Here is a 22,822-nt window from a genome sequence, read left to right as displayed (position 1 = left end):
AAACCCTTTAAACAAAAATGACCGAGTAAGGGAACACCTATACTCAGTCATTTCTTTAAATCTCATTAAAAAATTGAGGCTTTTTCAGTGCCCTCGCGGGGAGCTGCCGGATTTTTTTACTAACTAACCAATCATTATTAACCTTTATGAATTACTAGTATAACGCAGATTTTTATTTTTCGTTTTTGATGAATATAATTACGCGGTCAAAGAAGCTTGTTCGGCCGCTTTTTAGAAATGTTTCGCTTAAGATATGCAGTTGAAACCCCACCTGAAGTTTATAGGGGTAATGGTTGTTTTCCTCTTGAATAGCTGGCTCAAGCTTTGCAGATGTTCGATGTCCGAACAGGTTAATCTTGTATCCATTTGAACTTTGTTTTTCCGACGTTTATCAATAGCGCGCCGGAGCGGGGCCAGGTTGGGTTATCTGTAGGTAATACGGCCGATCCTATGGTCCGCCGGAAGACGATAATTGCCATCGTAATAGCAGCAGTCCACGCGTGCAATCCGCGGGTTTTTTACAGCAAGTTTCGGCAAGAGCCCTGTTCGCCATATTGCCGGATTAATTGTGACCGAACCACGGTTGACATTTGAAAAGAATTGCGCAATTTTAAAGCATTTACTTTTGTTTTATGTTTAAGAATCTTGTTCTTCTCGTCTGTGTCCAGTTGGCTTCCACTTTCTCCGCTGCGTGTCAACCGTCGGACAGTATGTTGTACAGACAATACCTAATCGACAAGCAGTTGTTCAGCGATTTCGAGAAACAACACCGCGGGTTTCTACAGACGGAAAATGTCACCTTGTCCTATCTGTCTTGGGGCGATCGAAAAACCAAGCGTTTTTATGGCTGCCGGGGAGCCTGCTGTCTGCGTATGACTTCGAACCTTTTGCTGAACGCCTTGTCGACGACGGATATTTCGTACTTTCTGTAGACCACTACGGACACGGATTGACACCGATGCCGGGAAGAGATGCCGACTTCGCAGACTTCTCCGACGACCTCTCTACTTTACTGGACGTACTCGGTATTGAAAGGACTGTAATAGCCGGTTTCTCGCGAGGCGCTTACCTGGCGACCGAGTTTTACAAGAACCATCCAGATCAGGTAGCCGCCATCATTTTGGAAGACGGCGGGTCCGTAGCGTTTGCTACAACCTTTTTTAAACTGCCGCCGGACCAGCTGGCCACCTTCTTTGAATCGGTACGTATACCCGACGAGATAAAAAGCCGCTATTTCGATGTTTACGACTCTGAGTTCGAGGTCTATAGCAATTTTTACGATAAAAAAACAGGTGGGAGCCAGTTTCACAACTTCGGCTTTATCCGCCAGGTCAAGGATAAGTGGATAGGCTACGGCGGGTTAATGGAATATATGCATATGCAGGACGGCAGCCACTATGCGAAACTCCTCTTTCAGCCCCAGTCCGTCAGTCGGTACGCTGCCTCTATTGTACTTCAACAACCCCTGGCTATTTACGAGACACTTCATGTGCCGATGTTGATTTTAGATGCCGTAGGGACACCTGATTTGTTCCAAAACAGTGCCGAGAACCGTGAGCTGGCAAGTAGGTTCCCTCATTTGATCTCTTACCGGGCGTTCGATTGCGCCGATCATAATATTCATTTCGGTTGTCCGGAAGAATTTCTACAGGCCATTAGGCATTTTTTGCACAGCCTTGTACTCCGCAGTGAAGAACCAAGCTAACGTTCTTTTCAAAATAAAAAACTGGAGCTGCGCTTTCTGAAAATAAGGATTGCTAAATTGCAGTTTATTGGAGGAGATAACAACGATGGAAGAAATAACCATAAACAGGGTGACAATAGGTGACCTAACGCGGCTGCAGGAAATTGGGAAGCAAACGTTTTATGAAACCTTTTCAGAAGATAATACCGAGGAGAACATGTCCAGGTATCTAGAGGAAGGGTTTGCCACAGAAAAGCTCTTTCTTGAGCTGAACGATCCCGGTTCTGAATTCTATTTTGCAGCACGCCATAACGCCGTAATAGGATACCTGAAACTTAACTTCGGAAAGTCGCAAACCGAATTGCAGGATGACAGGGCCCTTGAGATTGAGAGGATTTATGTACTTAAAGAATACCATGGGCAAAAGGCCGGACAGCTCCTCTACGAGAAAGCAATCGAAGTCGCCAAGCAAAAAAATGCCGATTATGTCTGGCTAGGCGTTTGGGAAAGAAACCTACGGGCGATCCGCTTTTATAAAAAAAATGGCTTTGTCGAATTCGATAAACACATCTTCAGGCTGGGCGATGACGAGCAGACCGATATCATGATGAAGCGAATGTTATAAGTCAGCTGCGTTGACGCAGCTGATTCCTAATCGTCCTAGTATTCTTCGTCGTAATCGTCGTAGAAGTCTTCAGGATGGCGCTCAAGCGGGATATCTTTTAAGATTCTGACATTAGCCCGTCCAAGGTCTACGTTTATCATAAAAGAAGGAATCTGTGCAGAGAACGCCCACCGACCACCGTTAAGGAATACATATCCGCCGCGGTAGGGATCATAAAATGTCCGGTAATCGGGGAAATAAATGTGGTTACGCTCGTCGTATCGGTGAGCGCTTGCCCATACGGGGCGCCCATGTTTGCGTACTTCCTTATGGTATTCGCGGCGTCGTTTTGTAGATTCCCTATAGTATTCGTCCTCTTTTTTACGGCGCTCCCGGATGTACTCATCCCTTTTCTTCTCGTTTTCGCGGATATACTCCGCACGCTTTTTATCGGCTTCTTTCCGACGTTCCCAGTATTTATCCTCCTTATGGCCGCGTTGGGCGTGCACCTCCGTAATGGCGCCAACCATAAAAAGCACCATTGCTGCTCCGTATACTATCACATTCTTCATGCCATTGAATTTGAAATTATTTACCAAAAACCATTCCTTATCTAGGGAGGTTCTACGGAGTTGGACGCCGAAAGGTGAGGACCGTTTAACGGGCTGTATTGATCTCCACCCGTCAAACACCCCAAATGATATACGCCACCAAAAAATAGAAGGCAAAAGCGGCGAGCGTGATACCCAGGACCTTCAGATAGTTCCCTGTTGCTGAGCCCCCCGTCCTTATGATCTGCAGGTTAATAGACGATGCGACAGCTCCGAGGCCCCCGCCCAGCGCGCCGCCGAAAAAGATAAGCAGCAGCGGCACGCAGCATATAACATATTGAAACCAGGTCAGTTTTTCCACAACATCGTATTGTATACCGTCAATTTCCAAAACTGGTACCACATCCATATACCTCGGTTTTGGATACGCTTTTACCGTATCTCCCGAAGCGGCCGTAATTAAAAAAGGTCTTCCGTTTTCGTTGGCGCGCGAAACTAAAATCCCGTCCTGGAATAATTTGGAGCGTCCCGTCCACACGGAAGTCTGCATCTCGAACGTTGAGTCGGGAAAATCCGGTAGTGTAAACTGATAGTTCATTATCTGATTGTGGTTTGATAAAATATACTTAGGATTTCTACTTTTTTAAATCACCTACGTAAATTAAGATGCTGCCGGTTAATTGATCATGTATCGCTCTGCCTCGGGGACTGAGGGACACCGCCACCAATGAGATCCAGCCTAGGACAATCTTCGCGATATAACGTACAATGGCCAGTGGAAGACTAATGTTTCTCTCCTCATTTTCTTCGCGTTTTACGCCTAATCGAAATATCTTATGGCCGATGGTTCCACCCCAAAAAGCGGTAAGCAGGGGGTCGTACAATAAAATAAGTGCAAAACAGACAACACGCACACTGTTGGGGGCATTTTCAATCGGCAGCAGCGCCATTGATACGACGAAAACAAGGGCTATTACAATAGCATTGTCTACAGTAAGAGCTTTAACTCGCTCTAAAAGGGTCGGGTAGACCATCGCCCCGGCCGTTTCTTCTACGGCAGGGAAATTGTCGGATGTATTCATAATTTTCAGTTATTGATAGTCGTTGTTTGGCGTTCCGTCCCGTTTAGTCAGTGCTGAAGCGATCTGTTTCAGCGTCTCGTTTTGCTCGCGCAGTGCCGCGGTGTGGTCACGTCGGGCGTCCAGGTACCGGTCCAACAAGGCTGACAAAACACGGTAAAGACCATAAAGGACGATAGCAATAAACCCGGCCCAGATAAGGTACATCAGTAGTAATCCGATTGAAAACATAATTTAGCGTTGTTTTTGTTAAACATTGTCCTGCTACCGTCGCGAATCATCCGGTTCCGCCGCACCGACTCGGTGTTACGGGTTTTGTTGCCGAGGTTTCAGACTATAAATATAAGGAACGGGCTTTTGAAAAGCAATATGCGCTATAGATATTTTAAATATTTATGAAAAATCCCGAAGCGGGGAGCTTCGGGATTTTACTACTAACCAATTATTAACCTAAATTATGAATTACAAGTAAACTATCAATTGTTGTTCCAGGGTGCGTCGTATGGTGTACATTTAACACATATTAACAATTTTTACCATCTCATTCATGGATCATGCCGTCATGCGCCCGGTTTTGGACTTTACGTCATATTTCCAGACGCTCCTTCAGCGAGAGCGACAGATATGACTTAAAGAAGGCATGCCCTATATTTAGATCGCCTCGATAAAATGGACGTCGATGTTCCGGTGTTAAAAACCGAAGGCAAGGGCCCCGCCGTCCACGCTAAAATCCTGTCCCGTGATGTAGGTGGCCGCCGGCGAGGCCAGAAAGCAGGTCATCGCAGACAGCTCCTCCGGGCGTCCGAATCGATGCAGCGGCATCCTGTTCAGGATTTTTGCCTTCCGGTCAGCGTCCATGACCTGCTGGCTCATCAGCGAAGGAAACCAGCCCGGTGATATTGAATTGACAAGGATATTATCCTTGCTCCATTCTACGGCCAACCCTCTGGTAATGCCCAGCACGGCCGATTTTGAAGAAGAATAGGGGACAACCTCGGAAAAACCGAGATACGAAGCCATTGAGGCGATGTTGATAATCCGTCCCACATGGGCGGAGTCCTTCAAAAAAGGATAGGCGGCCTGTGAACACCAGAATACCCCGTCCACATTGACATCATGAATCTTCCGCCATTGTTCTTCGCTTATATCTTCGGCCCGCAGCCGCTCAGTGATACCTGCGTTGTTTACGAGCACGTCGATGCCGCCCGCCGCACCGATATCACCGATTTTTTGCCGGATCTCCGTCGGAGAGGAAACGTCAAGGCTTCCAAAGTGCACATTCTTGGGCACAGGCATGTTGATGTCGACCTTGGGTGTCCCCGTTCTGCTTAAGGCAAAGACCGTCGCGCCACAGTTTGCTAATGCAACGGCCTGATGAAGGCCAAGGCCACTGGAGGCGCCGGTAACAACCACCCGGAGGCCGTTCAGGGAATAAATCTTTTCGAGGTAACTCATACGCGTCGTTTCGTTATAGTTCGTTGAGAAAGCTGTCTTTAAAGGAGAAGCCCCACCCCGGCCTGTCGTGGGGAACCGCCGTACCATGCTCGATTTTCAGCGGATGATCTATGAGCGGGTCTATCCAGTCGAAGGATTCGGCGCCTTTGCCGTTGCTCACCGTACATAATAGGGGCACGTCATAATCCTTATAGTAGTGCGGTAATATGGGGATATGGTTGCTTTTGGCCAGCGCAGCGCTATCACGCCACGCCTCCACGCCACCGATCCGCAGGATGTCTGGCTGCCATATATCGATAGCGTTCAGGCGGATAAGTTCACGGAGCGGCAGGGAGCTATATTCCCTTTCGCCCATGGCGATGGATATCCCCGCCTGGTTACGGAGGAGTTGGTATCCCTGGAAGTCGTGGTGGTCGATAGGCTCTTCAAACCAGTTGATGTCCAGTCGGCGGGCCGCTTTCGCCAGTGCCAGCGCTTCGGGTACTTTCATTCCCTGATTTGCATCCATCATGATGGCTATGTCATCGCCCACTGCTTCGCGGACATATCGTAGCCGCTCCAGATCTTCTTTCCAATCTGGTTTGCCGACCTTGATTTTTACAGCTCTGAAGCCGCGCTTTTTGTAGTCGCTAACTTCCGCTATAAGCTCATCTATGGTGTACGAACTCCAGCCCCCACTGCCATAGATGGGGATGCGTTGCGCCGTCCCTCCAAGGATCTTCCATACCGGCTGCTGCAAAATTTTAGCCCACGCGTCCCACATGGCGATATTAAAAGCAGACTGTGCCCATCGGTTGATGCCTTCGGTACCGAAGTATTCGCTGAGCTGGTTTATATGTTCAAACGAGCCGGCCATATCGTGCACATCCCGGCCGATCAGCATGTCGCCCACATCCCTTAAAGCACCTACGATCGCCCTCGGGCTGTATTGAAAACTTAGGAGGTAAGACTCTCCAACCACGCCGGATGCGGTTTCGATCCGTAGCACGATAAATGATATTTCCGTTAGCTGATGCGTAGCGTCGGCGATAGGCTTATTCAGGGCAGCCTTCGCCTTAAATATATGGAAGTGTTTAATCTTCATTAAAAATATGTCTTATGGTTTCTAAGGCTAAAGACCGACGATAAGCCGTAGTTTATGTCTTTTGATAGCTGGAGCTAAGATATAATATTCGGCAGACACAGGTGTCCTGATCAATCCTGTTCTGGAGGTTCACCGTATAGATATGGAAACAAAAGCAAGGCTGTCCCACAAGGGTAGGAGGACCGCAAAAATGCGAAGTTCCGGGAGCATGGCGACGTGCTAGCCGAACCGAGGGGGCATGCTACCGTTGAGGCTGGACACGAACGGATAACCCTGCGTTTCTGGCGCCGCCGTCACCGGTCTAATTCGCGCCGGCCTTCGGCGGTAAGCGCCTTTTTCCGGTCCGCAACGACAACGACAGGTATTTTGGACCTCTCCAGTATAACCGACAAGGCACGTTGTCGGGTCAGCTAGCGCCAACCTAACTCGGGAGCAACGTGCTCCAGTATGGCAGAAAGCACGTGTACGTTGTAATCGACACCCAGCGTGTTCGGTATTGTCAGCAGCAGCGTGTCCGCCTCCTGTATAGCTTCGTCCAAGGCAAGTTCCCTGACCAGTTTTTCAGGCTCGGCGGCATAACTACGGCCAAAGATCGCTCGCTTGTTGGGCTCTATCATGCCGATCTTATCAACGCGGTCTGCTTCATGACCAAAATAGTACCTGTCCTGATCGCTAACGATTGCAAATATCGAGCGGCTTACCGAGACGCGGGGTTCTCTTGCATGACCGGCCTTTTTCCAGGCCTCTTTATACAGGCGGATCTGTTCGGCCTGCTGTATGTGGAAGGGTTTTCCGCTCTCGTCGTCCTTCAGTGTAGAACTTTGAAGATTCATGCCATGCTCAGCGGCCCACACGGCCGTAGCATTTGATCCCGCTCCCCACCAGATTCGGTTGCGGAGGCCTTCGGCATGGGGCTCCAGCCGCAGTAACCCCGGAGGATTCGGAAACATCGGGTTGGGATTAGGTTGCGCAAACCCTACGCCGGAGAGTTTTTCGAGAAACTGAAGACCCTTTTCCCGACCCATGTCTGCGTCCGTCTGGCCTTCTGCCGGTTCGTAGCCAAAATAACGCCAGCCATCGATCACCTGCTCGGGCGACCCCCTGCTGATACCCAGCTGTAGGCGGCCGCCTGAGATCAGGTCGGCAGCCCCCGCATCTTCAATCATATACAGCGGATTTTCGTAGCGCATATCGATTACGCCGGTGCCGATCTCAATTGTTTCCGTACGGGCCCCTATAGCCGCCAGCAGCGGAAAAGGCGAGGCCAGCTGTCTAGCGAAATGGTGAACACGGAAATATGCCCCGTCCAGTCCGATTGCTTCCGCAGCCACAGCCAGCTCAATAGACTGAAGTAAGGTATCGCGTGCGGTGCGGGTACTATATGCTGGATGGTCAGCCCAGTGACCAAACGATAAAAAGCCAATTTTCTTCATATGTATATTGCTGTTACGCTTCCCTTATTCCAAACTTCCCATCCCAGGCGTTTAACAAAGGTAGTTCGATTGCTCCGTGCGTACAATACCGTTTTGTCTGATTTATGTCGTGTTGTAACGGCAGTGTCCGTTCCGTTGATACATCAGGGCAAAATGTAAGATGGCGCCCCGTAATGAAGGCGCCAAAAAACGTAAGACGAGGTCAGTAAAACATAATGAGGCCCTTTAGAGGCCCCATCAATCAAACGCGGCAGCTTAAAATCTATAGCCAACCGACAGTCCTACCATGCGGTTGCGGCTATCGAGCTCTGCGCTTGTCTTGTTGATCGTATGATTATACCGCAGATCAACCGAAAAGCGATCGAAATCAGTTCCGATGTTAACAAGACCGTCGAATGTAAATGGCTTAAAATCGGCATTGGTGGTAGCCTGATTTTTCTTTAGATTAAAGTTCACCTGCGGGCCGACGGATGCTCTTAGCGTCATCTGCTCCGTATCGACCAGTCTATACCCGACCTGAAGAGGTAAATTCAGCTGGTAGAAGGTGGGGTTGAATTTTTTCTGTTCATAGGTGTACGACGATTTAAAGGTCGAAAAAGCCAGTTCGCCCTCCAGATAGACTTTCGCCGTTGTACGTACGAAAACACCCGCCTGAGCGCCGAACTTCGAATCTGAGCTACTCACCGAACTCCCGTAGCTGGGCATGTTGTAGAGCGCTCCCGCCTTAACGCCGAATTCTGCTTCCTGTGCGGTAGCCGACAGTTGAACCCCAAGACCTAAAACAAGAAACAAGGATGCGTTACGCACGTGCTTTTTTAAATTTCTCATTGTCTAATGCTGTTTTAAATTAAAATTTTTGTTTTGTTTTTTAAACTATGACAGTCGATCCCGTGCGTACCCTTGGCCCCGAATAAAAAAAAGACATAAAATTATATTGCCTATTTTCGTCGCGGCAGGACATGTAAACAAAAAATAGATTTTTTATCAGGGTAGAGGCGGGGTTGGTTGTCTACATGATAAAGACGGTCAGAATATATGTTGACGAAAATGAACAAGCAGCCGATGCTACTAGAAAAAGAAAAGAAGTTTGAAGAAGTCTTCCGGACTCATTTTCAGGAGTTGCATAGATATGCCTTTAAGATACTAGGCGATTCCGATGCAGCGCAGGAAACCGTCCAACAGGTGTTTCTGAAGCTCTGGGAAAAAGATGGGCAATACGACATCCACACGTCGATCCGTGCATATCTCTATCGGGCAGTATACAACGAAAGCATCAATTTACTGAAAAGGGAGCAGCACAAGGCAAGATATCAGGCGCACCAGCAGTACACTAACAGAGACGAATCGTTCCTGCACCAGAATGATCATGAGCTGAAGCAGCAGTTATACGCAGCACTATCCAAACTGCCCGAGAAAAGCAGGATGGTTTTCGAAATGAGCCGGTTTCAGGAACTAAAATACCAGGAAATCGCCGACGCGCTCAGCCTGTCATTGAAGACGGTGGAAGGGCATATGACGAAAGCACTGAAACACCTGCGGGTACATCTGGCCGATTATCTGAATATAGTGACTTTAATTATAATGACTAGGTTATGAACGAAGAATTGATTATCAAATATATTGCCGGAGAGGCCGATCAGGAAGAACGCCTCCGCGTGGAAAACTGGATCGCCGAAAACAGCGGCAATAAAAGAGAATTTGAAAGAATGGAGAAATTATGGAAGGCCTTTGGAGATCGTGGAGAAGAGGCGCCTCAAATTGATCTGGATATGGTCTGGGCCGACTTTCTCCGCAAACGTGATGCGCGCGAAAACCGCCTGCACCTGCTTCATTCCCGTAGAAAGCGCAGGACGATGAACGCACTGGGTGTTGCTGCTGCACTGCTGGTGTTCTGTACGTTGGGTTTCTGGACGCTACGCGCCGTGCTCAGCGTGGAAAACACGCTGAAAACAGCGATGCAGGTGCAGCACGCCGAACTGCCGGATGGTAGCACGGCCCACCTCAATACGCATGCGGAGATGACCTACCGGAAAGACTGGCTGGGAAGGGATCGAAAGGTTCATCTGGTTCGGGGCGAAGTATTCTTTGATGTCAGCAGAGATCCCGAACATCCCTTTGTGATCGAAAGCGGAAAAAGTAAAATCACGGTATTGGGAACGAGCTTCCATGTCCGTCGGGAGGGTACCGACACCGAAGTCATCGTGGCCAGCGGCTCCGTTAAGGTGGCGCATGGCAGGCAGGAGCTTGTCCTGAAGCCCGATCAGATGGTGGTCGTTTCCGACACAGCCAAGAAAGAAATCCGCGTCAAGCCGGTTCCCGATCAGTTGTACCGCTATTATGTCCATGAGGAATTCATGTTCGAGAATACGCCGCTGCAACGCGTTTTCGATGTCCTCGGAAAAGCGTACGGGAAGAAGTTCCTGATCCAAGATCCGCAAACGAAAACATTACCCTATACGGCAACGTTCGAACAGCAAAGTCTGAAAGATATGCTGGAGGTCATCCTGAAAACGTTCGACCTGAAAATGCAGCATAGAGACAGCATTTACTACATCAACTAAGCACCATATCCATGTATCATAATTTTGTTAGACATTTAAAGATCATCCTATATATTATCCGCAAGTCGAAGATTCTGGCGTTCGGTTTCGTGATCATGTGTTCCATATATGCTCCGGTGTGCGCGCAGCCTAGACTCGCAAGGCCTATACAGGTGCCCGGATTTGAAGGCGTTACCTTACGGGAGGTTTTTGACACCCTGAAAGAAGCGCATGCCATACAGTTTTCATACAACAGCAACCTGCTGGATCTGGACCGGGAGATCCATTCCGGCCCCTACAACGGGTTGCTGATCGATTACCTGGAACAGTTGCTTGGCGAAAAATATAGCTTTAAAGAAACGCATTCCCATATCATCATTACCTATGCCCCCCGACGGCTGGATGTACGGAAGGTCGATCTTGCGGCCGCCAAAAACAACCGGGCACGGGTCTCGGGCTATGTAAAAGACGTCCGCACCAATAAGCCGATCCACTTCGTAACCGTATACGACCGGACGACGTTTCAGGCTTCTGCCTTGACCGGCCGGAACGGCTATTTTGAAATGGATGTCCGGAACCCCGGAAATACCCTGACTATCGCGCTCAGTAAGGAAAACTACCGCGATACAATGCTCGTTCTGTTGCTTCCCGTGGAGGTATCCGACCTGGCTAAGAGGCGGAGGGTGGGCTATTACGAGACATCCGACTCGAGCAAAACCATCTCGGGCTCCGCGCTCGGCAGATTTTTTACTAGCTCGCGGCAGCGTATTCAGAACCTTAACCTGGGCGGATTCTTTGTCTACAGTCCGGTGCAGGTTTCCATGACGCCGGGATTAAGTACCCATGGCTTACTTAATTCGCAGGTTGTCAACAAGTTTTCGTTGAACATCATCGGGGGATATACTGCAGGGGTAGAAGGCGCTGAGCTTGCCGGCGTGTTTAATATCAATCAGTTCGATGTGCGGGGCGTACAGCTTGCCGGCGGCGTGAATATCGTCGGAGGCCATGTCCGTGGCTTTCAGGGAGCGGGAGTGGGAAACGTAAGCCTCAATAATCTGTCGGGCGTGCAGATGGCCGGGCTGTGGAACAAGGCCGACACAACGGCAGGAATACAGGTGGCCGGCGGGGCCAACTTCGCCAACCATGCACGGTCAGGAATGCAGCTCGCCGGAGCGCTCAACGTTTCCCGACAGGAGGTAGCGGGGCAGATTGCGGGAGGCGTCAACATTGCCAAGAAGGTGCGGGGTGTACAAATCGCCGTGGTGAACATTGCCGATAGCAGTGATTATCCGATCGGGGTCTTTAACTGGATTAAGAATGGTTCACGTCAGTTGGCGCTGGGGATCGACGAAAGCGGATTTGCCTACACTCACTTTAAAAGCGGCGGACGGGTGTTGTACGCGGTCGTGGGCATGGGCGCCTATCTGAACAGTACTGAGCTCGGATACGGTATCGAGACGGCCCTGGGGGCGCACCTTGTGCAGAGGCCGCGTTTCACCTTATCTGCCGAGATTGGCCAGCGGGTACAGTTCGAGAAAAGCTGGAAATACAACGAGGCCAATCGGGTCTCTTTCAAGGTGGTGCCGGCATTTCATCTAAGCCGGAACCTACAGATCTTCGCTGCACCCACCATAACCTATACAGAGGCTATACATACCGGAATACCCGCGGATGGAGCAGTGTGGAATTTTTGGGGAGCAAAGGCCGCGCGTAACACTTTTCATGGCGGCGGCACCATTGGTCTGGCATATGCTTTCAAGTAACGGATGCCTGGCTGTAGATATAGTGCCCGCAGGACGGCCCAAGCGTTGCCTTGAGCTTACACTTCCGGCGCGGGGCAATGCAAGTCCCCACGCCGGCGGGCGCCCTGTCGGGGAGGCTAGTCCTGCCAGACAGGTACACTATGCTAGTTAACGGCCGGATACGTTGTTTCCACGGCGCTCACCTTCCAGCCTTCTTTCTCCTGTGTCAAGGTGATATAATCTACGCGCGTGAAGTTATCGAACGTCATCACCGCCTTGGCTACGCACACCTTTCCGTCCTGCGAGAGGATTTCGTAGCTGCTTTCGCAGTTGTACTGAATGCCTTTGTTGGCTTTAAGAAATTTGACATATTCCTTCTTGCCTACACGGCTGTTGTTGTTCGCATTGCGGTACTCAAAATCATCCGCAAAAAGAAGTTCGTTAAGGACAGTGGTTCCCAGGGTTGTTGCTTCCAGGTAGGTGTGGATCACCTTGCCGGACTCGACGTTCTTCAGCGGGTCGATTTTCACGGCCGCAAAAGAGCTGAAAGAGGTAACCATGATCAATGCTGCGGCGATAGTTTTAAATGTCGTTTTCATATCTGTCGTTTTTTAATGTGATGTATATTTTTTTCTTATTTGATACACCAAAGGTAGAGCAGACATGACATTTACCGAATAGCGATTAGATTAACCTCGGATGTTTCTCGGTAACTGCGGTGAAAAAATCGGTGAAAACATCACAAGCCGTTCGCGATGGCCGGGGCCGGATCCGAATGCCATGACCGTGGCGGAAGAAGGAAATGGCGGCGGGGAGCACCCGCACGATATGTACTGATGCAACAGATCAATAGCGCTCATAGGTGGACCGGATCTTTACAAGCTTTCCATCTTCGAACACCAGATTCAACCGGATGTGTTGCTTGCTATCGATGGAGAAATTAAAATCCCACCGGTCGGATCTCTCCTGGAAAGGATCGTACGCGGTTTCTATGTTCTTTTCGTACATACCTATATAGTCGAATAAGTTGCTGAAGCGCCTATCCGCACGAATCGTTATGAGCTTCCCATAGATGTCTGTTATCCGGTCGCCGATGCGTAGTGCTGATGGCGAGCCCTCGGGCCAGGCGGTTAACTTTTTGCCGAGGCGATTATAGATCGCGTTGACGGTGCCGTCGGCAAAATAAATCTGGCCGCCCGCGCTAGCACTCGGTTTCCGATCGAAAATCAGCGAGTTGTATAATGGTATGCGGCCTTCCAGATCCTCAATGCGCCCGTTCAGACCACCTACGATGCCCAGATACGGTTTCTGCGTAAATCCTCTGGCAAAAAACTGCAGGTCTGCGTAAACCTTTTCAGGCGGGTCGCCGATCTTTGCGTTATACATTTCTCCTTCTTGGATACTATCCAACCGTACTTCGATGGGATAGGGCGGTTCAATAATGATCTCAGGTTCAGACCCGGTTTTGCCGCAGGCTATCAGTAAACACAGAAAAAGGGCGAGTATTTGTATGTACTTCATGACAGGTTTTGTTAGAGCGGTATAGTTAATAATACGGTGTAAACGAGGCTTGCGTCCGTTGCGCTACACCCAATCTCCTAATATTTCATTATTTGAAGAGACAGGAGGCGGGTATCGGTGCTGATGCCATGAGGATCGCAAGTATCACTGTGAACTGTTTACGCATATGTCTTTGAGTTAACTTAAGTATGACTTTCTCTGGGATTTTCCATAATTAAGAATAACAAAAGAAAAAAATCCTGAAGCGGGGAGCTCCAGGATTTTTACTACTAACCAATTATTAACCTGAATTATGAATTACTTTTATAACGCCGGATGTTCATTTTTGTTATGTCCATAGTGTAAATTTAACACCTGTTAACAAATCGGCGGCGTTTAAGACAATGTGATAGCAGCGCTATAGAATACGTCCTGCGCGAGGAGGAATGACGACGAAGCGATCCTAACCGATGAAAGCAGCATCTTTGCCCATATCTACAATAAAGCCGGCGCATTATTTTTTTTCTGTATAAGACAGCCGTTTACTACTTTTGTAAGACAAAAGAAAAAAGATATGCGCATAAAACTATCTTCACCCCCCAGATTCTAATAACGTTTAGCGACAGTGGAACATCATATCCGATAAGTCTATCGGAACGTGTTGCTATATCCCTATATTTCAGTTAAATATTAAATCATTCGTAGATAATTTTATGCAAAAATCATATCTTCAGCTACACATTGCTGTGCTGTTTCTTGGCCTTTCTCCCGTGTTGGGTAAACTGATAACACTTAACGAGGGCCTGCTGACCTGGTACAGGGTAGCCTTCTCGGCGATCATCCTGTTTTTCGTCCTCCGATTCTCTAAAGTCGAAAAACGCCTCCGTTTTTCCGAAAAAGTGGCCATTGGCAGCGTAGGCGTGCTCGTCGCCCTATCCTGGGTTTTCTTTTTCGCGGGCATTAAATATTCCAATATCTCGGTTGGCGTCGTTTGCTACTGTATAGCCAGTTTCTTCACCGCCGTTTTGGAACCCTTGATGACAAAGACCAGGTTCCGGCTATCGCAGTTGTTATTAAGCGCCCTGACCATCTTGGGCATTGCTCTTATTTTTAGTTTCGACACATCTTACCGTCTGGGAATAGCGCTGGGAATCATTTCGCCGCTATTTTACAGTCTGTATTCTATTTACAATAAGCAGTTGGCCGGGCGTTACGACAGTAGGTTGATCAACTACTACCAGATGGTCGGAGGAACCATCGGATTAGGAGTCCTTCTCCCTATATATCTCTATATTTTTCCCGCCCGACAGCTTATTCCTGATTTTCGGGACAGCATCTATCTGATGTTATTGTCAGCTTTCTGTACCGTGCTAGTCTATGTTTTGCTTACGCAGGCATTGAAAAATATATCGGCGTTCACGGCAAACCTAAGCATGAATCTGGAGCCAATCTACGCCATTATTGTAGCGTTTATCTTTTTCAACGAAAGCCAGCAGGTCAATGGTTCGTTTTATGCCGGGCTGTTTTTTGTGGTACTGTCGGTGATTTTGCAGACCGTTATTTCGGTCGCCGGAGGAACCAAATAAGCGGATAGTCTGAAGGAAAGGGCGCTGGTCAGTTGATTAGCGCCCTTCCTTGTCTATCGTTAGGAGGGGAGACCGAAGGCAGTTTCCTCCCCGCTAGACAGGTAAGTTGATGGCGATCCGAAACCCAAGGTCGTCAATTTTGAACGATGCGGGGTGGCTTCGCCTTCGGGTCGTAGCCATGACGCTTCTTTCCTCATCATTCCATCCGCCGCCCCTGAAAATCCGATAGCGGCCGTAGACCGCCTCATCGTAAATATCAGAACACCATTCCCATACGTTCCCAAGCATATCGTACACGCCCCAGTCGTTTGGTCTTTTCAGTCCAACATCATGAGGGCGTTTGTCGGCGTTTTCTTTGAACCAGGCGATATCGTGCAAATTTCCATATCGGATGTTGTTCGTTCCCGACTTACATGCAAATTCCCATTCCGCCTCCGTGGGGAGCCTGAAACCGTTTTTTGATTTGTCAAAAAAGGCATCATCCTTACTTTCAATGGTATAACAGTTTTCAAGACGGTGCAGGTCCGATAGTAGATTACAGAATTTTACAGCTTCTATCCAGGAAACACTTTCGACAGGCAGATTCCTGCCCCTGAATCCGCTAGTATTTTCGTTGGTCGTCCGCTCATAAAGCGCCTGTGTCACCGGAAACTTCGCGATCAGAAACGAGTCGACCTTAACCGTCCACCTCCGTTTAATGCGATCATCCCTGAGTTCAATATCGCCCGCAGGAATTTTAATAAAATCTTTTGCTAAATCTATGCTAACCATTCTTCTGTACTATAGCTGCTTGAAAAAGAGATTCTTCATGATAGCCTTGCCCTACAGTCCTAGGCAAATAATCTCGTTAACGACAGGCACATCGGCCTCCGCCCAGTCATAATGCTTTAAATCGGATTTTTCCACCCATAGGGCCTGTGCGTGCTCCATCATGGCCAGGTCGCCTCCCGTCCATGTGCAGTGGAAGGGGTAGAGGCAGAGCGAAAAATCAGCATAGCGGTGCTGCACGGGAGTGAGGGGCGACTGTACTTCAATTTCCAGCCCCAGCTCTTCCCTGATTTCCCTTTTCAGGCAATCTTCTTTCCGCTCGCCGGCCTCTATTTTGCCGCCGGGGAATTCCCACTTTAGCGGCAATTTCATCTGCGCCGAGCGCTGACAGATCAGTATTTTGTCATTGTGTTCAATGACGGCGCAGGTTACATGCAACATCATGCGATAAATATAGAAAAAATCCGGCTACCGCGCCCGACCGGCAGCTTCCCTTATGCTCCTCACCGAAATGCTTCGAGAATGTGCTCGGTCCACTGTGCGACTGTGTCTGCGTCTGCCCGGTCCGCTTTATCAAAAAAGAAATGGCGCTTAACTTCAAAACCGCAGTACAGAAAAATGCCCCTGTCCGACGTAAGCGATAAAGCCGTGTCCATTCCGATATCACGGTATTCCGTTTGCGATTTTCCATGGGTGTTAATGATAACGGCCTGTTTTCCTGTGAGCAATCCCTTTTGAATGCCCTGGTCATAGCGGTAAGCAAACCCGTAACTGAAAACACGGTCGATGTACCCTTTCAGGATGGCGGGCAGACCTGTCCACCAGATCGGGAATACGAATGTGATACAGTCTGCCCAGTCGATGTAGCGCTGTTCGTTTTTTACATCTTCGGATACGCTCCCCTGCCGCTGCCCTTCCATATCGGCCAGCGACAGAACCGGGTTGAAGTTTAACTGATACAGATCCCGAACCTCGACCTCATGTCCGTTTGCGGAGAGATGTTCAACGACGGCCTGCCTGAAGTGCGCATTCAGGCTATGTGCGTTCGGATGGGCATAGATAATTAAATGTTTCATCGTTCTACTTTTTTAATTGCTAGCATAAAAGTAGTGGATCACGCACACGGAAAATTGTAAGAAAACGAAGTCAATGGTTAGGATTGCAGATCTCCTTCTGAAATTTAAGATACCTTGTCGGGCTAAGGTTAATATAATGTTTGAAGTCGCCTATCAGCTGGCTTTGGTCATAATAGCCACATTCATGGATAATCCGGAACCAATCTTCTTTCGCCCCTTTAGAAGCCATGTCTTCTATAAGTTTTATCGCCTTTAAGAAGCGCCTGTATCTGCTGAGTTCTTTGACGGAATAACCGAAGTATTTCTTTTGTTTGATCTGAATGCTCCGTTCGGATTGGCTATTATAGGTAGCAACAGTTTTAATCGGGCTTAGCGATCCCTCGCCGTAATCTAATAACTGTTGCGCGACCCCGCTTTGCTCGCGCAAATAAGGTCTGCAAAATTCAAGAATATAGCGCACCTGCTCATCTGGGTTGTCAATTTTATTAAGTTCATACCATAATGCCGTAAAACAGTTGCCATCGACCAGCCCGCAGGGATCGATGGGCAGATTTTCAGTAGCGGGGGATGATCCGAAAAACCGATAAAAGGCGTCGTCTTTGAGTGCGGCGACCAATATACTCGATCCAGGCGGCAAAGAATAGGTGAAAGCGCGCTTAATGGTTCCTAAAACAAGGCATTTATCAACTGTCAGTTGTGTATTTTGTGTAGACTCGAGCAAAACGTTGCTTCCAAAGCTGAATACGAAAATGGTTTGGTAAGAGGGTAGCAACGTTTTTGTTACCGTCTGATCTGAAGTATTCCCTGCAAAATAAAAATGGGAGAAGACTTTCTCAAAGCCCGTCGGAACAGGTATTCTGAAGTCGTTATAGAGGTCTTTTTCCATTGTCAGGTGGATATAGCTCGCAGCGACCATAAAGATAGCAAACTTCTATGAATTGCCCTTTAATCGCGCAGCATATGCTTATATAGTCTCGGTGATCACAGGGCGATGTTCCAGAGGCAAATCTCTATCATAAAACCTCCTTTCGGATTGAGCATGTAGACTGCTATCTTGCTATCTGAACTACACAGCATACATTTTCTGATACGAAGCTGATCATAGAGTTAGCAGAATTTTTACTGAAGATGGCAAATCTGGAATGTTGAAAAAAAGAGATCAATTTGCTGTAAGGAATCGCCACACTGATCTTTATAGATAGACCGCGAATCCTTTCGCGCCGTCATCGCTTATCCCTGATCTTTTTACTTTGCGAAACAAGAAGATATGACTTATAAATAAGGCTCAGCAGCGTCTGATCGGACATATCATCATTAAAACTGATTTTGATCCAGTGTTTATGGCTTAAATTAAAAGGAGGACCGACAGCGCTATACCTTTCTTTTAGCTCGGGTATTTCATCAGGCGAACATTTGATTGTGCACGAATCAAACCTCTCTATATCAAAGAGACAAAACATTTTATTCTCATTATAGAACACCAGGATGGCGCGGGAATTGCGGAAAAAGCTGGAGAAGGGCATTCCTTCACGGCTTTTCGGTAATGATAAACAATAGTCTCTCAGTTCTTCTACGTTCATTTTTAATGTCCTGTCCTTAAGTAGCCAGCTTGTGTCGGGGTGACCTTCGCCATTACATAATGCAATTTGCTATAAAATTATAGCTTTTCCAAAGCCTCACGTTGTTTTTTGCTAAGGCCTTCTGCAACAAGATTGTACGAGTTTTTTACCAATGACTCAATTTTATCTTTCGGAACATCTTTGTTGAAGTATACGCTGATCCAATGTTTTTTGTTCATGTGATAGCCAGGGGTTATCCCTTCATACTCTTCCTGCAGCCTCTTGGATTCAACAGGGTCACATTTAAGATCGCAGAAGTCGAAAACCTCGATATTCACGAAGCAAAACCATTTGTCCATCACACCGATTGTCATGATATTTTTATCATAATCGGATTTGGCATTCTGAAAGGGCATTTTATCCGCAGCTCCCTTAAAGGACAGACAGTAATCGCGGAAATCTTCTATATTCATCAGTATCAGTTTAACAGTTGAGTGTACAGGCTGGTTTTACCAATTTTACGTTAGCAAAGATAGCCGGCGACACGGTTATTTGAAATGCGGTAGGCCATTACGTGCAAAAAAGTCCGTTATTGCAGGAGGTTCGCCGAGACAACCTAGTGCCTGCTACCCAGCGTACTCGCCGGAGGCTCCGGACGGATTCCGGTATAAGAAGTCCCCAGTTGGAGTCCGCATTGGACTGCAACAGTGACAGGTCTTACCTTTCGTTAAACAAATAGCTGTTGTCTCCGTTCTAGTGGAGAATCTACAAGCAACGAAAAGATGGAGTCCACAATAAACACAGCGAAAGCGGTACGGTGGCCGACGGGGGCTGGGGCCATGGTAGGCATAGGCTTAATGGCGGGAGTCGACGAGATCGTGTTTCATCAAATATTGGCCTGGCATCATTTTTATGATGGCGCCTCGGAAACTATCGGTATAATGGCCGATGGGTTTTTGCATGCATTTGAACTGGTTCTTCTGGTGGCCGGCTTCTTTCTGCTGCTCGATCTCCGTCGTAGGAATATGTTGTTAACGAAACTCGCATGGGCCGGAACGCTCGTGGGTGCAGGAGGCTTCCAGCTATTCGACGGCATCGTCAATCACAAGCTACTGCGCCTTCATCAGGTGCGCTATGTCGACAATGTGCTCCCGTATGACGTCGCGTGGAATGCGGTGGGACTGTTGCTGCTTGGCATCGGACTTATAATGTATCGTCGCCGCGTTTCAAACCATGACTGACATGATGAACATTGCGATCCCTGAAGAGACTTGGCAAGACTATATCCCCGTTAGCATCGTAGCCCTGCTGGGGATAACCTATCTTCTCCTGTTTCTAGGGCTACGTCGCCGTAGACGTAATATCTCTTATTGGCATCTAGGCAGTTTTGTGATAGGCACTTTTATACTTGCCGTGGGGATGGCACCGCCGATGATGCACTGGGGGCACGACGACATCCGTGGACATATGGTACAACATCTCCTTATAGCCATGTATGCACCCATATTCCTGGTTTTAGGAGTACCCTTGAAGCTGCTGTTACTTTCGGTGCCGCCTTCGGTTGCCAGAAACATGACAATTTTCCTGAAATCCCGCGCCATTCATATCCTATCACACCCTTTTACGGCTCTGTTGCTGAATGTAGGCGGTATGTATATCCTTTATCTCACGCCGCTTTATCAACTTAGTTTAGGTTCGCCCCTTCTACATGGCGTCGTTCATGTTCACTTCGTCCTCGCGGGTTGCCTCTTTGCCTGGTCTGTGATCGGCCTGGAGGCACTCCCAAACCGGCCCGATCTTTACGTCCGCCTCGCCGTCATTTTCCTGAGTATAGCTTTGCATGGTTGCCTCTGCAAAATTATGTACGTATACGCGTTGCCCGATATCACCAATACCGCGGCCGGCATCGGCGCCGCTACATGTAAAACGTATAGTGGCGTAATGACCGGCGTCGACGAGGGTATGGTGGCTGCCGGGCAGGAAGCCGCTGTTATGATGTATTATTGGGGAGACCTGGCCGAACTGATCCTTCTCGTCATCGTATTCACGCTTTGGTTCTTCCGGAAACAGCCCAATGTGCGGCTTCGTACGGTGTTTCCCGGCTAAGCACATCCTTCCTGACAGGAGATTTTACGGGAGAAAAAAAGTAAGCTTCGCTTAGAAGTAAGAGAGAACCTTGCCGCGATCCGGGGTGAGGGATATTGCGGTGTCGGCGTACCCCGCACCGCACGTCACGGAGGCTGGAATCTAACCGCTGCCGCGTCGGCGTTTTACCCCCGTTTTAATAGCTTTTCAAACCGGGCAATATAAATGTGAAGAAGATATTTAGTGATGCTAGCGCAACCAATAAAATTTTAAGACGGGTATTTTCTCTTTTAACGAGCAGTATTAGGGCGTATAGAAAGCTGAAAATAACGATAGTGGCGATCAAGAGAATAAAGAGCTCGTGGACGAAGGTCAACACGCCGCGTAAAAGATTGCTTTCGAAGAATTCGACATTCGAATAGCTCAGTATAAAAAAGACTGCTATGGCTATATTGAACCATAGTACGGTCTTTAGATGTTGTGTCATCATGTATTTAAGTCAACGCGGATAGTCTTTCCATGTATCACAGCATGCTGGATGTCCGCCGCTATATGTATGTTACTTTCTTGTCATGGCGAAGTAGATGACATAAAACCAGCTGAGTATTCCATGGAGAATAGCCCAGAGTATAGATTTGTTGCGATCCCATGAAGCGACAACAGCGATAACCGAGCCGAGGCCGATTCCGGACTGATAGATAGTCTGGGTTGTTCTTTCCGTGTAGTCCTGCCCAAAGGCGAAGGTGCTAAGGGTGAACAAAAATAGTACCGTGAGTAGTGTTTTCATTTCCTGTAGTTTATTCGTGCATGCTGAGATTGTATTACGTGTTGTCGTGTCGGTTCCCGTTCCCGTAAAGCAGACATCGACGATATCAGCCGTTTATACTAATTTGTAGCTATTCGTTTATAAATATAATAAATGCACGGTTGAAAAACAATGAGCATGCTTTAAAGTTAGGCGGGCACATTAAACGCAATACCCGTCACCGCGGGCAGGTAGGGACGAAGCGATCTTCCCTTCTAACTATTCAAATCCCATCTAACTATTCTAACCCCAAGTTTCTCACTTCTGATTTCTCACTTCTCACTTCTCACATCCGTCATCGCCAGGAGGTAGGAACATCAACGCGAACACCCACATTTTACCTCGTCTACTGTCAAAGCCCCGGCAGCACTGTAAAAAAAAACACAGGCATAACACTGCCTGTGGTCATTGTCCGGACAACAGTCGTTACAACCCTATTTCAGCGCGTAGCCGATATAACCGCCATCCACCAATAATTCTGTTCCGGTAATAAAACTGGCACTGTCAGAAGCCAGAAAGAGAACCGTCTTTGCGATTTCATCGGGCGTACCCATTCTTTGTAGAGCCGTCGTTGCAGCAAATTGTTTTTTCACTGCATCATCGGGGACAGCCTTGTCGAACCCTTCGGTCTGTGTCGGTCCGGGGCTCACAATGTTTACCCTGATCTTTCTGTCAGCCAACTCGTTTGCAGCAATCTGAGCGATTTTATTGACCGCACCTTTGGTTGCGGAATATACACTCCCGTACATCGGAGACGCCGTTGCAACAGTAGATGAGGTGAGCAGTACTGCCGCTCCAGCCGCCAAATGCGGAATAAATTTCTGTAACGTGAAGAAATAGCCTTTTACATTCGTATTGAATTGGGCGTCGAAGTCTGCTTCTGTTACCTGCTCAATCGGTGCAAAGAGGGCAATTCCAGCATTTAGAAAAAGAACGTCCACTTTGTTTCCGCTCGCTGCAATGGCCTTTTCCAATAGCGAAATACCGGCCACATCGGATGTGTCTGAAACAACTGTTTTGAGTTTGTGGCTGTTGATTTTTTCAGCCGCTTTTTGCAGATTAGCTGCACTTCTGCTTGTGATCCATACAGTCGCTCCTGCGTCGATAAAAGCTTGTGCAGTGGCGAACCCTATTCCTGTGCTGCCACCTGTAATAACTACGTTTTTGTTGGTAAAATCCATTTTAAATTTTGTTTTGTGTGATGGCACAAAGGTAGTTTTGGTAAGTTATTTTTAGTAACTTTGTTCCGGAAAATAATAATAACATCGGTG

28 protein-coding genes are annotated in these 22,822 nt (G+C 48.1%); 9 read left to right on the top strand and 19 right to left on the bottom strand.

The genetic code is table 11. The annotated features are described in order from the left end of the window. Nucleotides 1–814 precede the first annotated feature (814 nt). Both BC792_RS16545 and BC792_RS16540 read left to right on the top strand, forming a co-directional pair. Nucleotides 815–1,705, top strand: coding sequence for an alpha/beta fold hydrolase (locus BC792_RS16545; RefSeq protein WP_170250066.1), 891 nt, complete (start codon nucleotides 815–817; stop codon nucleotides 1,703–1,705). Nucleotides 1,706–1,772: 67 nt separating this feature from the next. Beyond that, nucleotides 1,773–2,309: a GNAT family N-acetyltransferase gene (locus BC792_RS16540; RefSeq protein ID WP_246155163.1), complete on the top strand. Its 537-nt coding sequence runs from the start codon at nucleotides 1,773–1,775 to the stop codon at nucleotides 2,307–2,309. A gap of 35 nt (nucleotides 2,310–2,344) precedes the next feature. Here the strand turns inward: BC792_RS16540 and BC792_RS16535 are convergent, their stop codons facing one another. From BC792_RS16535 to BC792_RS16500, 8 genes are all read right to left on the bottom strand, one after another. After that, entirely contained in the window at nucleotides 2,345–2,860 is a 516-nt protein-coding gene (locus BC792_RS16535) for a hypothetical protein (protein ID WP_148910125.1), read from the bottom strand. Between the two features lie 112 nt (nucleotides 2,861–2,972). Beyond that, nucleotides 2,973–3,437, bottom strand: a complete 465-nt coding sequence (locus BC792_RS16530; RefSeq protein WP_148910124.1) for a hypothetical protein — start codon at nucleotides 3,435–3,437, stop codon at nucleotides 2,973–2,975. A 37-nt stretch (nucleotides 3,438–3,474) separates the two neighbouring features. Beyond that, on the bottom strand, nucleotides 3,475–3,921 hold the full coding sequence (locus BC792_RS16525) for an RDD family protein (protein ID WP_148910123.1): 447 nt from the start codon (nucleotides 3,919–3,921) through the stop codon (nucleotides 3,475–3,477). 9 nt (nucleotides 3,922–3,930) lie between these two features. After that, complete coding sequence (locus BC792_RS16520) at nucleotides 3,931–4,149, bottom strand: hypothetical protein (RefSeq protein WP_148910122.1); 219 nt, start codon at nucleotides 4,147–4,149, stop codon at nucleotides 3,931–3,933. Between the two features lie 459 nt (nucleotides 4,150–4,608). Continuing rightward, nucleotides 4,609–5,373: an SDR family NAD(P)-dependent oxidoreductase gene (locus BC792_RS16515; protein WP_148910121.1), complete on the bottom strand. Its 765-nt coding sequence runs from the start codon at nucleotides 5,371–5,373 to the stop codon at nucleotides 4,609–4,611. Between the two features lie 13 nt (nucleotides 5,374–5,386). Next, on the bottom strand, nucleotides 5,387–6,457 hold the full coding sequence (locus BC792_RS16510) for a mandelate racemase/muconate lactonizing enzyme family protein (protein ID WP_148910120.1): 1,071 nt from the start codon (nucleotides 6,455–6,457) through the stop codon (nucleotides 5,387–5,389). 410 nt (nucleotides 6,458–6,867) lie between these two features. Continuing rightward, nucleotides 6,868–7,890 carry an LLM class flavin-dependent oxidoreductase gene (locus BC792_RS16505; RefSeq protein ID WP_148910119.1) on the bottom strand — a complete coding sequence of 341 codons (1,023 nt, stop codon included), beginning with the start codon at nucleotides 7,888–7,890 and terminating at the stop codon, nucleotides 6,868–6,870. Nucleotides 7,891–8,145: 255 nt separating this feature from the next. Next, nucleotides 8,146–8,718 (bottom strand): porin family protein, encoded by a 573-nt coding sequence (locus BC792_RS16500; RefSeq protein WP_148910118.1) that lies wholly within the window; start codon nucleotides 8,716–8,718, stop codon nucleotides 8,146–8,148. Nucleotides 8,719–8,952: 234 nt separating this feature from the next. On the opposite strand from BC792_RS16500, the gene BC792_RS16495 reads away from it, so the two are divergent. Genes BC792_RS16495 through BC792_RS16485 form a run of 3 tightly spaced genes read left to right on the top strand, consistent with a single transcriptional unit; the run spans nucleotide 8,953 to nucleotide 12,193 of the window. Continuing rightward, nucleotides 8,953–9,486: an RNA polymerase sigma-70 factor gene (locus tag BC792_RS16495; RefSeq protein ID WP_246155162.1), complete on the top strand. Its 534-nt coding sequence runs from the start codon at nucleotides 8,953–8,955 to the stop codon at nucleotides 9,484–9,486. Next, entirely contained in the window at nucleotides 9,483–10,451 is a 969-nt protein-coding gene (locus BC792_RS16490) for a FecR domain-containing protein (protein ID WP_148910116.1), read from the top strand. Before BC792_RS16495 ends, BC792_RS16490 begins: the two co-directional genes overlap by 4 nt. A gap of 11 nt (nucleotides 10,452–10,462) precedes the next feature. Next, nucleotides 10,463–12,193, top strand: a complete 1,731-nt coding sequence (locus BC792_RS16485; protein WP_148910115.1) for a carboxypeptidase-like regulatory domain-containing protein — start codon at nucleotides 10,463–10,465, stop codon at nucleotides 12,191–12,193. Nucleotides 12,194–12,336: 143 nt separating this feature from the next. Here the strand turns inward: BC792_RS16485 and BC792_RS16480 are convergent, their stop codons facing one another. Next, nucleotides 12,337–12,771 carry a nuclear transport factor 2 family protein gene (locus tag BC792_RS16480; RefSeq protein WP_148910114.1) on the bottom strand — a complete coding sequence of 145 codons (435 nt, stop codon included), beginning with the start codon at nucleotides 12,769–12,771 and terminating at the stop codon, nucleotides 12,337–12,339. Between the two features lie 100 nt (nucleotides 12,772–12,871). Between BC792_RS16480 and BC792_RS18430 the strand changes: the two genes are divergently transcribed. Beyond that, the gene (locus BC792_RS18430) at nucleotides 12,872–13,009 is read left to right on the top strand and encodes a hypothetical protein (protein ID WP_170250065.1); all 138 of its coding nucleotides are present in this window, start codon (nucleotides 12,872–12,874) and stop codon (nucleotides 13,007–13,009) included. A gap of 9 nt (nucleotides 13,010–13,018) precedes the next feature. On the opposite strand, the gene BC792_RS16475 is transcribed toward BC792_RS18430, so the two are convergent. Continuing rightward, a complete protein-coding gene (locus tag BC792_RS16475; protein WP_148910113.1) occupies nucleotides 13,019–13,693 on the bottom strand; it encodes a hypothetical protein in 675 nt (224 codons plus the stop codon). 692 nt (nucleotides 13,694–14,385) lie between these two features. Between BC792_RS16475 and BC792_RS16470 the strand changes: the two genes are divergently transcribed. Continuing rightward, nucleotides 14,386–15,258, top strand: coding sequence for a DMT family transporter (locus tag BC792_RS16470; RefSeq protein ID WP_148910112.1), 873 nt, complete (start codon nucleotides 14,386–14,388; stop codon nucleotides 15,256–15,258). 93 nt (nucleotides 15,259–15,351) lie between these two features. Here BC792_RS16470 and BC792_RS16465 read toward each other — a convergent pair whose 3' ends face one another. From BC792_RS16465 to BC792_RS16440, 6 genes are all read right to left on the bottom strand, one after another. After that, nucleotides 15,352–16,029 carry a formylglycine-generating enzyme family protein gene (locus BC792_RS16465; RefSeq protein ID WP_148910111.1) on the bottom strand — a complete coding sequence of 226 codons (678 nt, stop codon included), beginning with the start codon at nucleotides 16,027–16,029 and terminating at the stop codon, nucleotides 15,352–15,354. Between the two features lie 51 nt (nucleotides 16,030–16,080). Further along, complete coding sequence (locus BC792_RS16460; protein ID WP_246155159.1) at nucleotides 16,081–16,470, bottom strand: (deoxy)nucleoside triphosphate pyrophosphohydrolase; 390 nt, start codon at nucleotides 16,468–16,470, stop codon at nucleotides 16,081–16,083. 59 nt (nucleotides 16,471–16,529) lie between these two features. Then, nucleotides 16,530–17,102 (bottom strand): NAD(P)H-dependent oxidoreductase, encoded by a 573-nt coding sequence (locus BC792_RS16455; protein WP_148910110.1) that lies wholly within the window; start codon nucleotides 17,100–17,102, stop codon nucleotides 16,530–16,532. A 70-nt stretch (nucleotides 17,103–17,172) separates the two neighbouring features. Then, on the bottom strand, nucleotides 17,173–17,988 hold the full coding sequence (locus BC792_RS16450) for a helix-turn-helix domain-containing protein (protein WP_148910109.1): 816 nt from the start codon (nucleotides 17,986–17,988) through the stop codon (nucleotides 17,173–17,175). Nucleotides 17,989–18,325: 337 nt separating this feature from the next. Continuing rightward, complete coding sequence (locus BC792_RS18820; protein ID WP_148910108.1) at nucleotides 18,326–18,682, bottom strand: MmcQ/YjbR family DNA-binding protein; 357 nt, start codon at nucleotides 18,680–18,682, stop codon at nucleotides 18,326–18,328. A gap of 77 nt (nucleotides 18,683–18,759) precedes the next feature. Then, on the bottom strand, nucleotides 18,760–19,134 hold the full coding sequence (locus tag BC792_RS16440) for an MmcQ/YjbR family DNA-binding protein (RefSeq protein WP_148910107.1): 375 nt from the start codon (nucleotides 19,132–19,134) through the stop codon (nucleotides 18,760–18,762). A gap of 309 nt (nucleotides 19,135–19,443) precedes the next feature. On the opposite strand from BC792_RS16440, the gene BC792_RS16435 reads away from it, so the two are divergent. Both BC792_RS16435 and BC792_RS16430 read left to right on the top strand, forming a co-directional pair. Next, the gene (locus tag BC792_RS16435) at nucleotides 19,444–19,902 is read left to right on the top strand and encodes a DUF2243 domain-containing protein (RefSeq protein ID WP_211357564.1); all 459 of its coding nucleotides are present in this window, start codon (nucleotides 19,444–19,446) and stop codon (nucleotides 19,900–19,902) included. A gap of 1 nt (nucleotide 19,903) precedes the next feature. Beyond that, entirely contained in the window at nucleotides 19,904–20,767 is an 864-nt protein-coding gene (locus BC792_RS16430) for a cytochrome c oxidase assembly protein (protein ID WP_170250064.1), read from the top strand. 175 nt (nucleotides 20,768–20,942) lie between these two features. Here BC792_RS16430 and BC792_RS16425 read toward each other — a convergent pair whose 3' ends face one another. From BC792_RS16425 to BC792_RS16415, 3 genes are all read right to left on the bottom strand, one after another. Further along, nucleotides 20,943–21,236 carry a hypothetical protein gene (locus BC792_RS16425; RefSeq protein WP_148910105.1) on the bottom strand — a complete coding sequence of 98 codons (294 nt, stop codon included), beginning with the start codon at nucleotides 21,234–21,236 and terminating at the stop codon, nucleotides 20,943–20,945. A 69-nt stretch (nucleotides 21,237–21,305) separates the two neighbouring features. Continuing rightward, on the bottom strand, nucleotides 21,306–21,533 hold the full coding sequence (locus tag BC792_RS16420) for a hypothetical protein (RefSeq protein WP_148910104.1): 228 nt from the start codon (nucleotides 21,531–21,533) through the stop codon (nucleotides 21,306–21,308). Nucleotides 21,534–21,985: 452 nt separating this feature from the next. Further along, nucleotides 21,986–22,732, bottom strand: coding sequence for an SDR family oxidoreductase (locus BC792_RS16415; protein ID WP_148910103.1), 747 nt, complete (start codon nucleotides 22,730–22,732; stop codon nucleotides 21,986–21,988). Nucleotides 22,733–22,822 lie beyond the last annotated feature (90 nt).

The organism is Sphingobacterium allocomposti (assembly GCF_008124885.1).
Lineage (GTDB): Bacteria > Bacteroidota > Bacteroidia > Sphingobacteriales > Sphingobacteriaceae > Sphingobacterium > Sphingobacterium allocomposti.
Note: the sequence above shows the minus strand (reverse complement) of the source record. Positions and strands in the feature narration are given on the sequence as shown.

Excerpts from the sequence above, each read along its gene's own strand:
- BC792_RS16505 (WP_148910119.1), bottom strand. The coding sequence starts at position 7,890 with ATGAAGAAAATTGGCTTTTTATCGTTTGGTCACTGGGCTGACCATCCA.
- BC792_RS16485 (WP_148910115.1), top strand. The coding sequence starts at position 10,463 with ATGTATCATAATTTTGTTAGACATTTAAAGATCATCCTATATATTATC.
- BC792_RS16465 (WP_148910111.1), bottom strand. The coding sequence starts at position 16,029 with ATGGTTAGCATAGATTTAGCAAAAGATTTTATTAAAATTCCTGCGGGC.
- BC792_RS16455 (WP_148910110.1), bottom strand. The coding sequence starts at position 17,102 with ATGAAACATTTAATTATCTATGCCCATCCGAACGCACATAGCCTGAAT.
- BC792_RS16510 (WP_148910120.1), bottom strand. The coding sequence starts at position 6,457 with ATGAAGATTAAACACTTCCATATATTTAAGGCGAAGGCTGCCCTGAAT.
- BC792_RS16490 (WP_148910116.1), top strand. The coding sequence starts at position 9,483 with ATGAACGAAGAATTGATTATCAAATATATTGCCGGAGAGGCCGATCAG.
- BC792_RS16420 (WP_148910104.1), bottom strand. The coding sequence starts at position 21,533 with ATGAAAACACTACTCACGGTACTATTTTTGTTCACCCTTAGCACCTTC.
- BC792_RS18430 (WP_170250065.1), top strand. The coding sequence starts at position 12,872 with ATGTTTCTCGGTAACTGCGGTGAAAAAATCGGTGAAAACATCACAAGC.
- BC792_RS16450 (WP_148910109.1), bottom strand. The coding sequence starts at position 17,988 with ATGGAAAAAGACCTCTATAACGACTTCAGAATACCTGTTCCGACGGGC.
- BC792_RS16520 (WP_148910122.1), bottom strand. The coding sequence starts at position 4,149 with ATGTTTTCAATCGGATTACTACTGATGTACCTTATCTGGGCCGGGTTT.
- BC792_RS16430 (WP_170250064.1), top strand. The coding sequence starts at position 19,904 with ATGATGAACATTGCGATCCCTGAAGAGACTTGGCAAGACTATATCCCC.
- BC792_RS16475 (WP_148910113.1), bottom strand. The coding sequence starts at position 13,693 with ATGAAGTACATACAAATACTCGCCCTTTTTCTGTGTTTACTGATAGCC.
- BC792_RS16435 (WP_211357564.1), top strand. The coding sequence starts at position 19,444 with ATGGAGTCCACAATAAACACAGCGAAAGCGGTACGGTGGCCGACGGGG.
- BC792_RS16440 (WP_148910107.1), bottom strand. The coding sequence starts at position 19,134 with ATGAATATAGAAGATTTCCGCGATTACTGTCTGTCCTTTAAGGGAGCT.
- BC792_RS16495 (WP_246155162.1), top strand. The coding sequence starts at position 8,953 with ATGCTACTAGAAAAAGAAAAGAAGTTTGAAGAAGTCTTCCGGACTCAT.
- BC792_RS16525 (WP_148910123.1), bottom strand. The coding sequence starts at position 3,921 with ATGAATACATCCGACAATTTCCCTGCCGTAGAAGAAACGGCCGGGGCG.
- BC792_RS16515 (WP_148910121.1), bottom strand. The coding sequence starts at position 5,373 with ATGAGTTACCTCGAAAAGATTTATTCCCTGAACGGCCTCCGGGTGGTT.
- BC792_RS16530 (WP_148910124.1), bottom strand. The coding sequence starts at position 3,437 with ATGAACTATCAGTTTACACTACCGGATTTTCCCGACTCAACGTTCGAG.
- BC792_RS16425 (WP_148910105.1), bottom strand. The coding sequence starts at position 21,236 with ATGATGACACAACATCTAAAGACCGTACTATGGTTCAATATAGCCATA.
- BC792_RS16460 (WP_246155159.1), bottom strand. The coding sequence starts at position 16,470 with ATGATGTTGCATGTAACCTGCGCCGTCATTGAACACAATGACAAAATA.
- BC792_RS16500 (WP_148910118.1), bottom strand. The coding sequence starts at position 8,718 with ATGAGAAATTTAAAAAAGCACGTGCGTAACGCATCCTTGTTTCTTGTT.
- BC792_RS16535 (WP_148910125.1), bottom strand. The coding sequence starts at position 2,860 with ATGAAGAATGTGATAGTATACGGAGCAGCAATGGTGCTTTTTATGGTT.
- BC792_RS16470 (WP_148910112.1), top strand. The coding sequence starts at position 14,386 with ATGCAAAAATCATATCTTCAGCTACACATTGCTGTGCTGTTTCTTGGC.
- BC792_RS16415 (WP_148910103.1), bottom strand. The coding sequence starts at position 22,732 with ATGGATTTTACCAACAAAAACGTAGTTATTACAGGTGGCAGCACAGGA.
- BC792_RS18820 (WP_148910108.1), bottom strand. The coding sequence starts at position 18,682 with ATGAACGTAGAAGAACTGAGAGACTATTGTTTATCATTACCGAAAAGC.
- BC792_RS16480 (WP_148910114.1), bottom strand. The coding sequence starts at position 12,771 with ATGAAAACGACATTTAAAACTATCGCCGCAGCATTGATCATGGTTACC.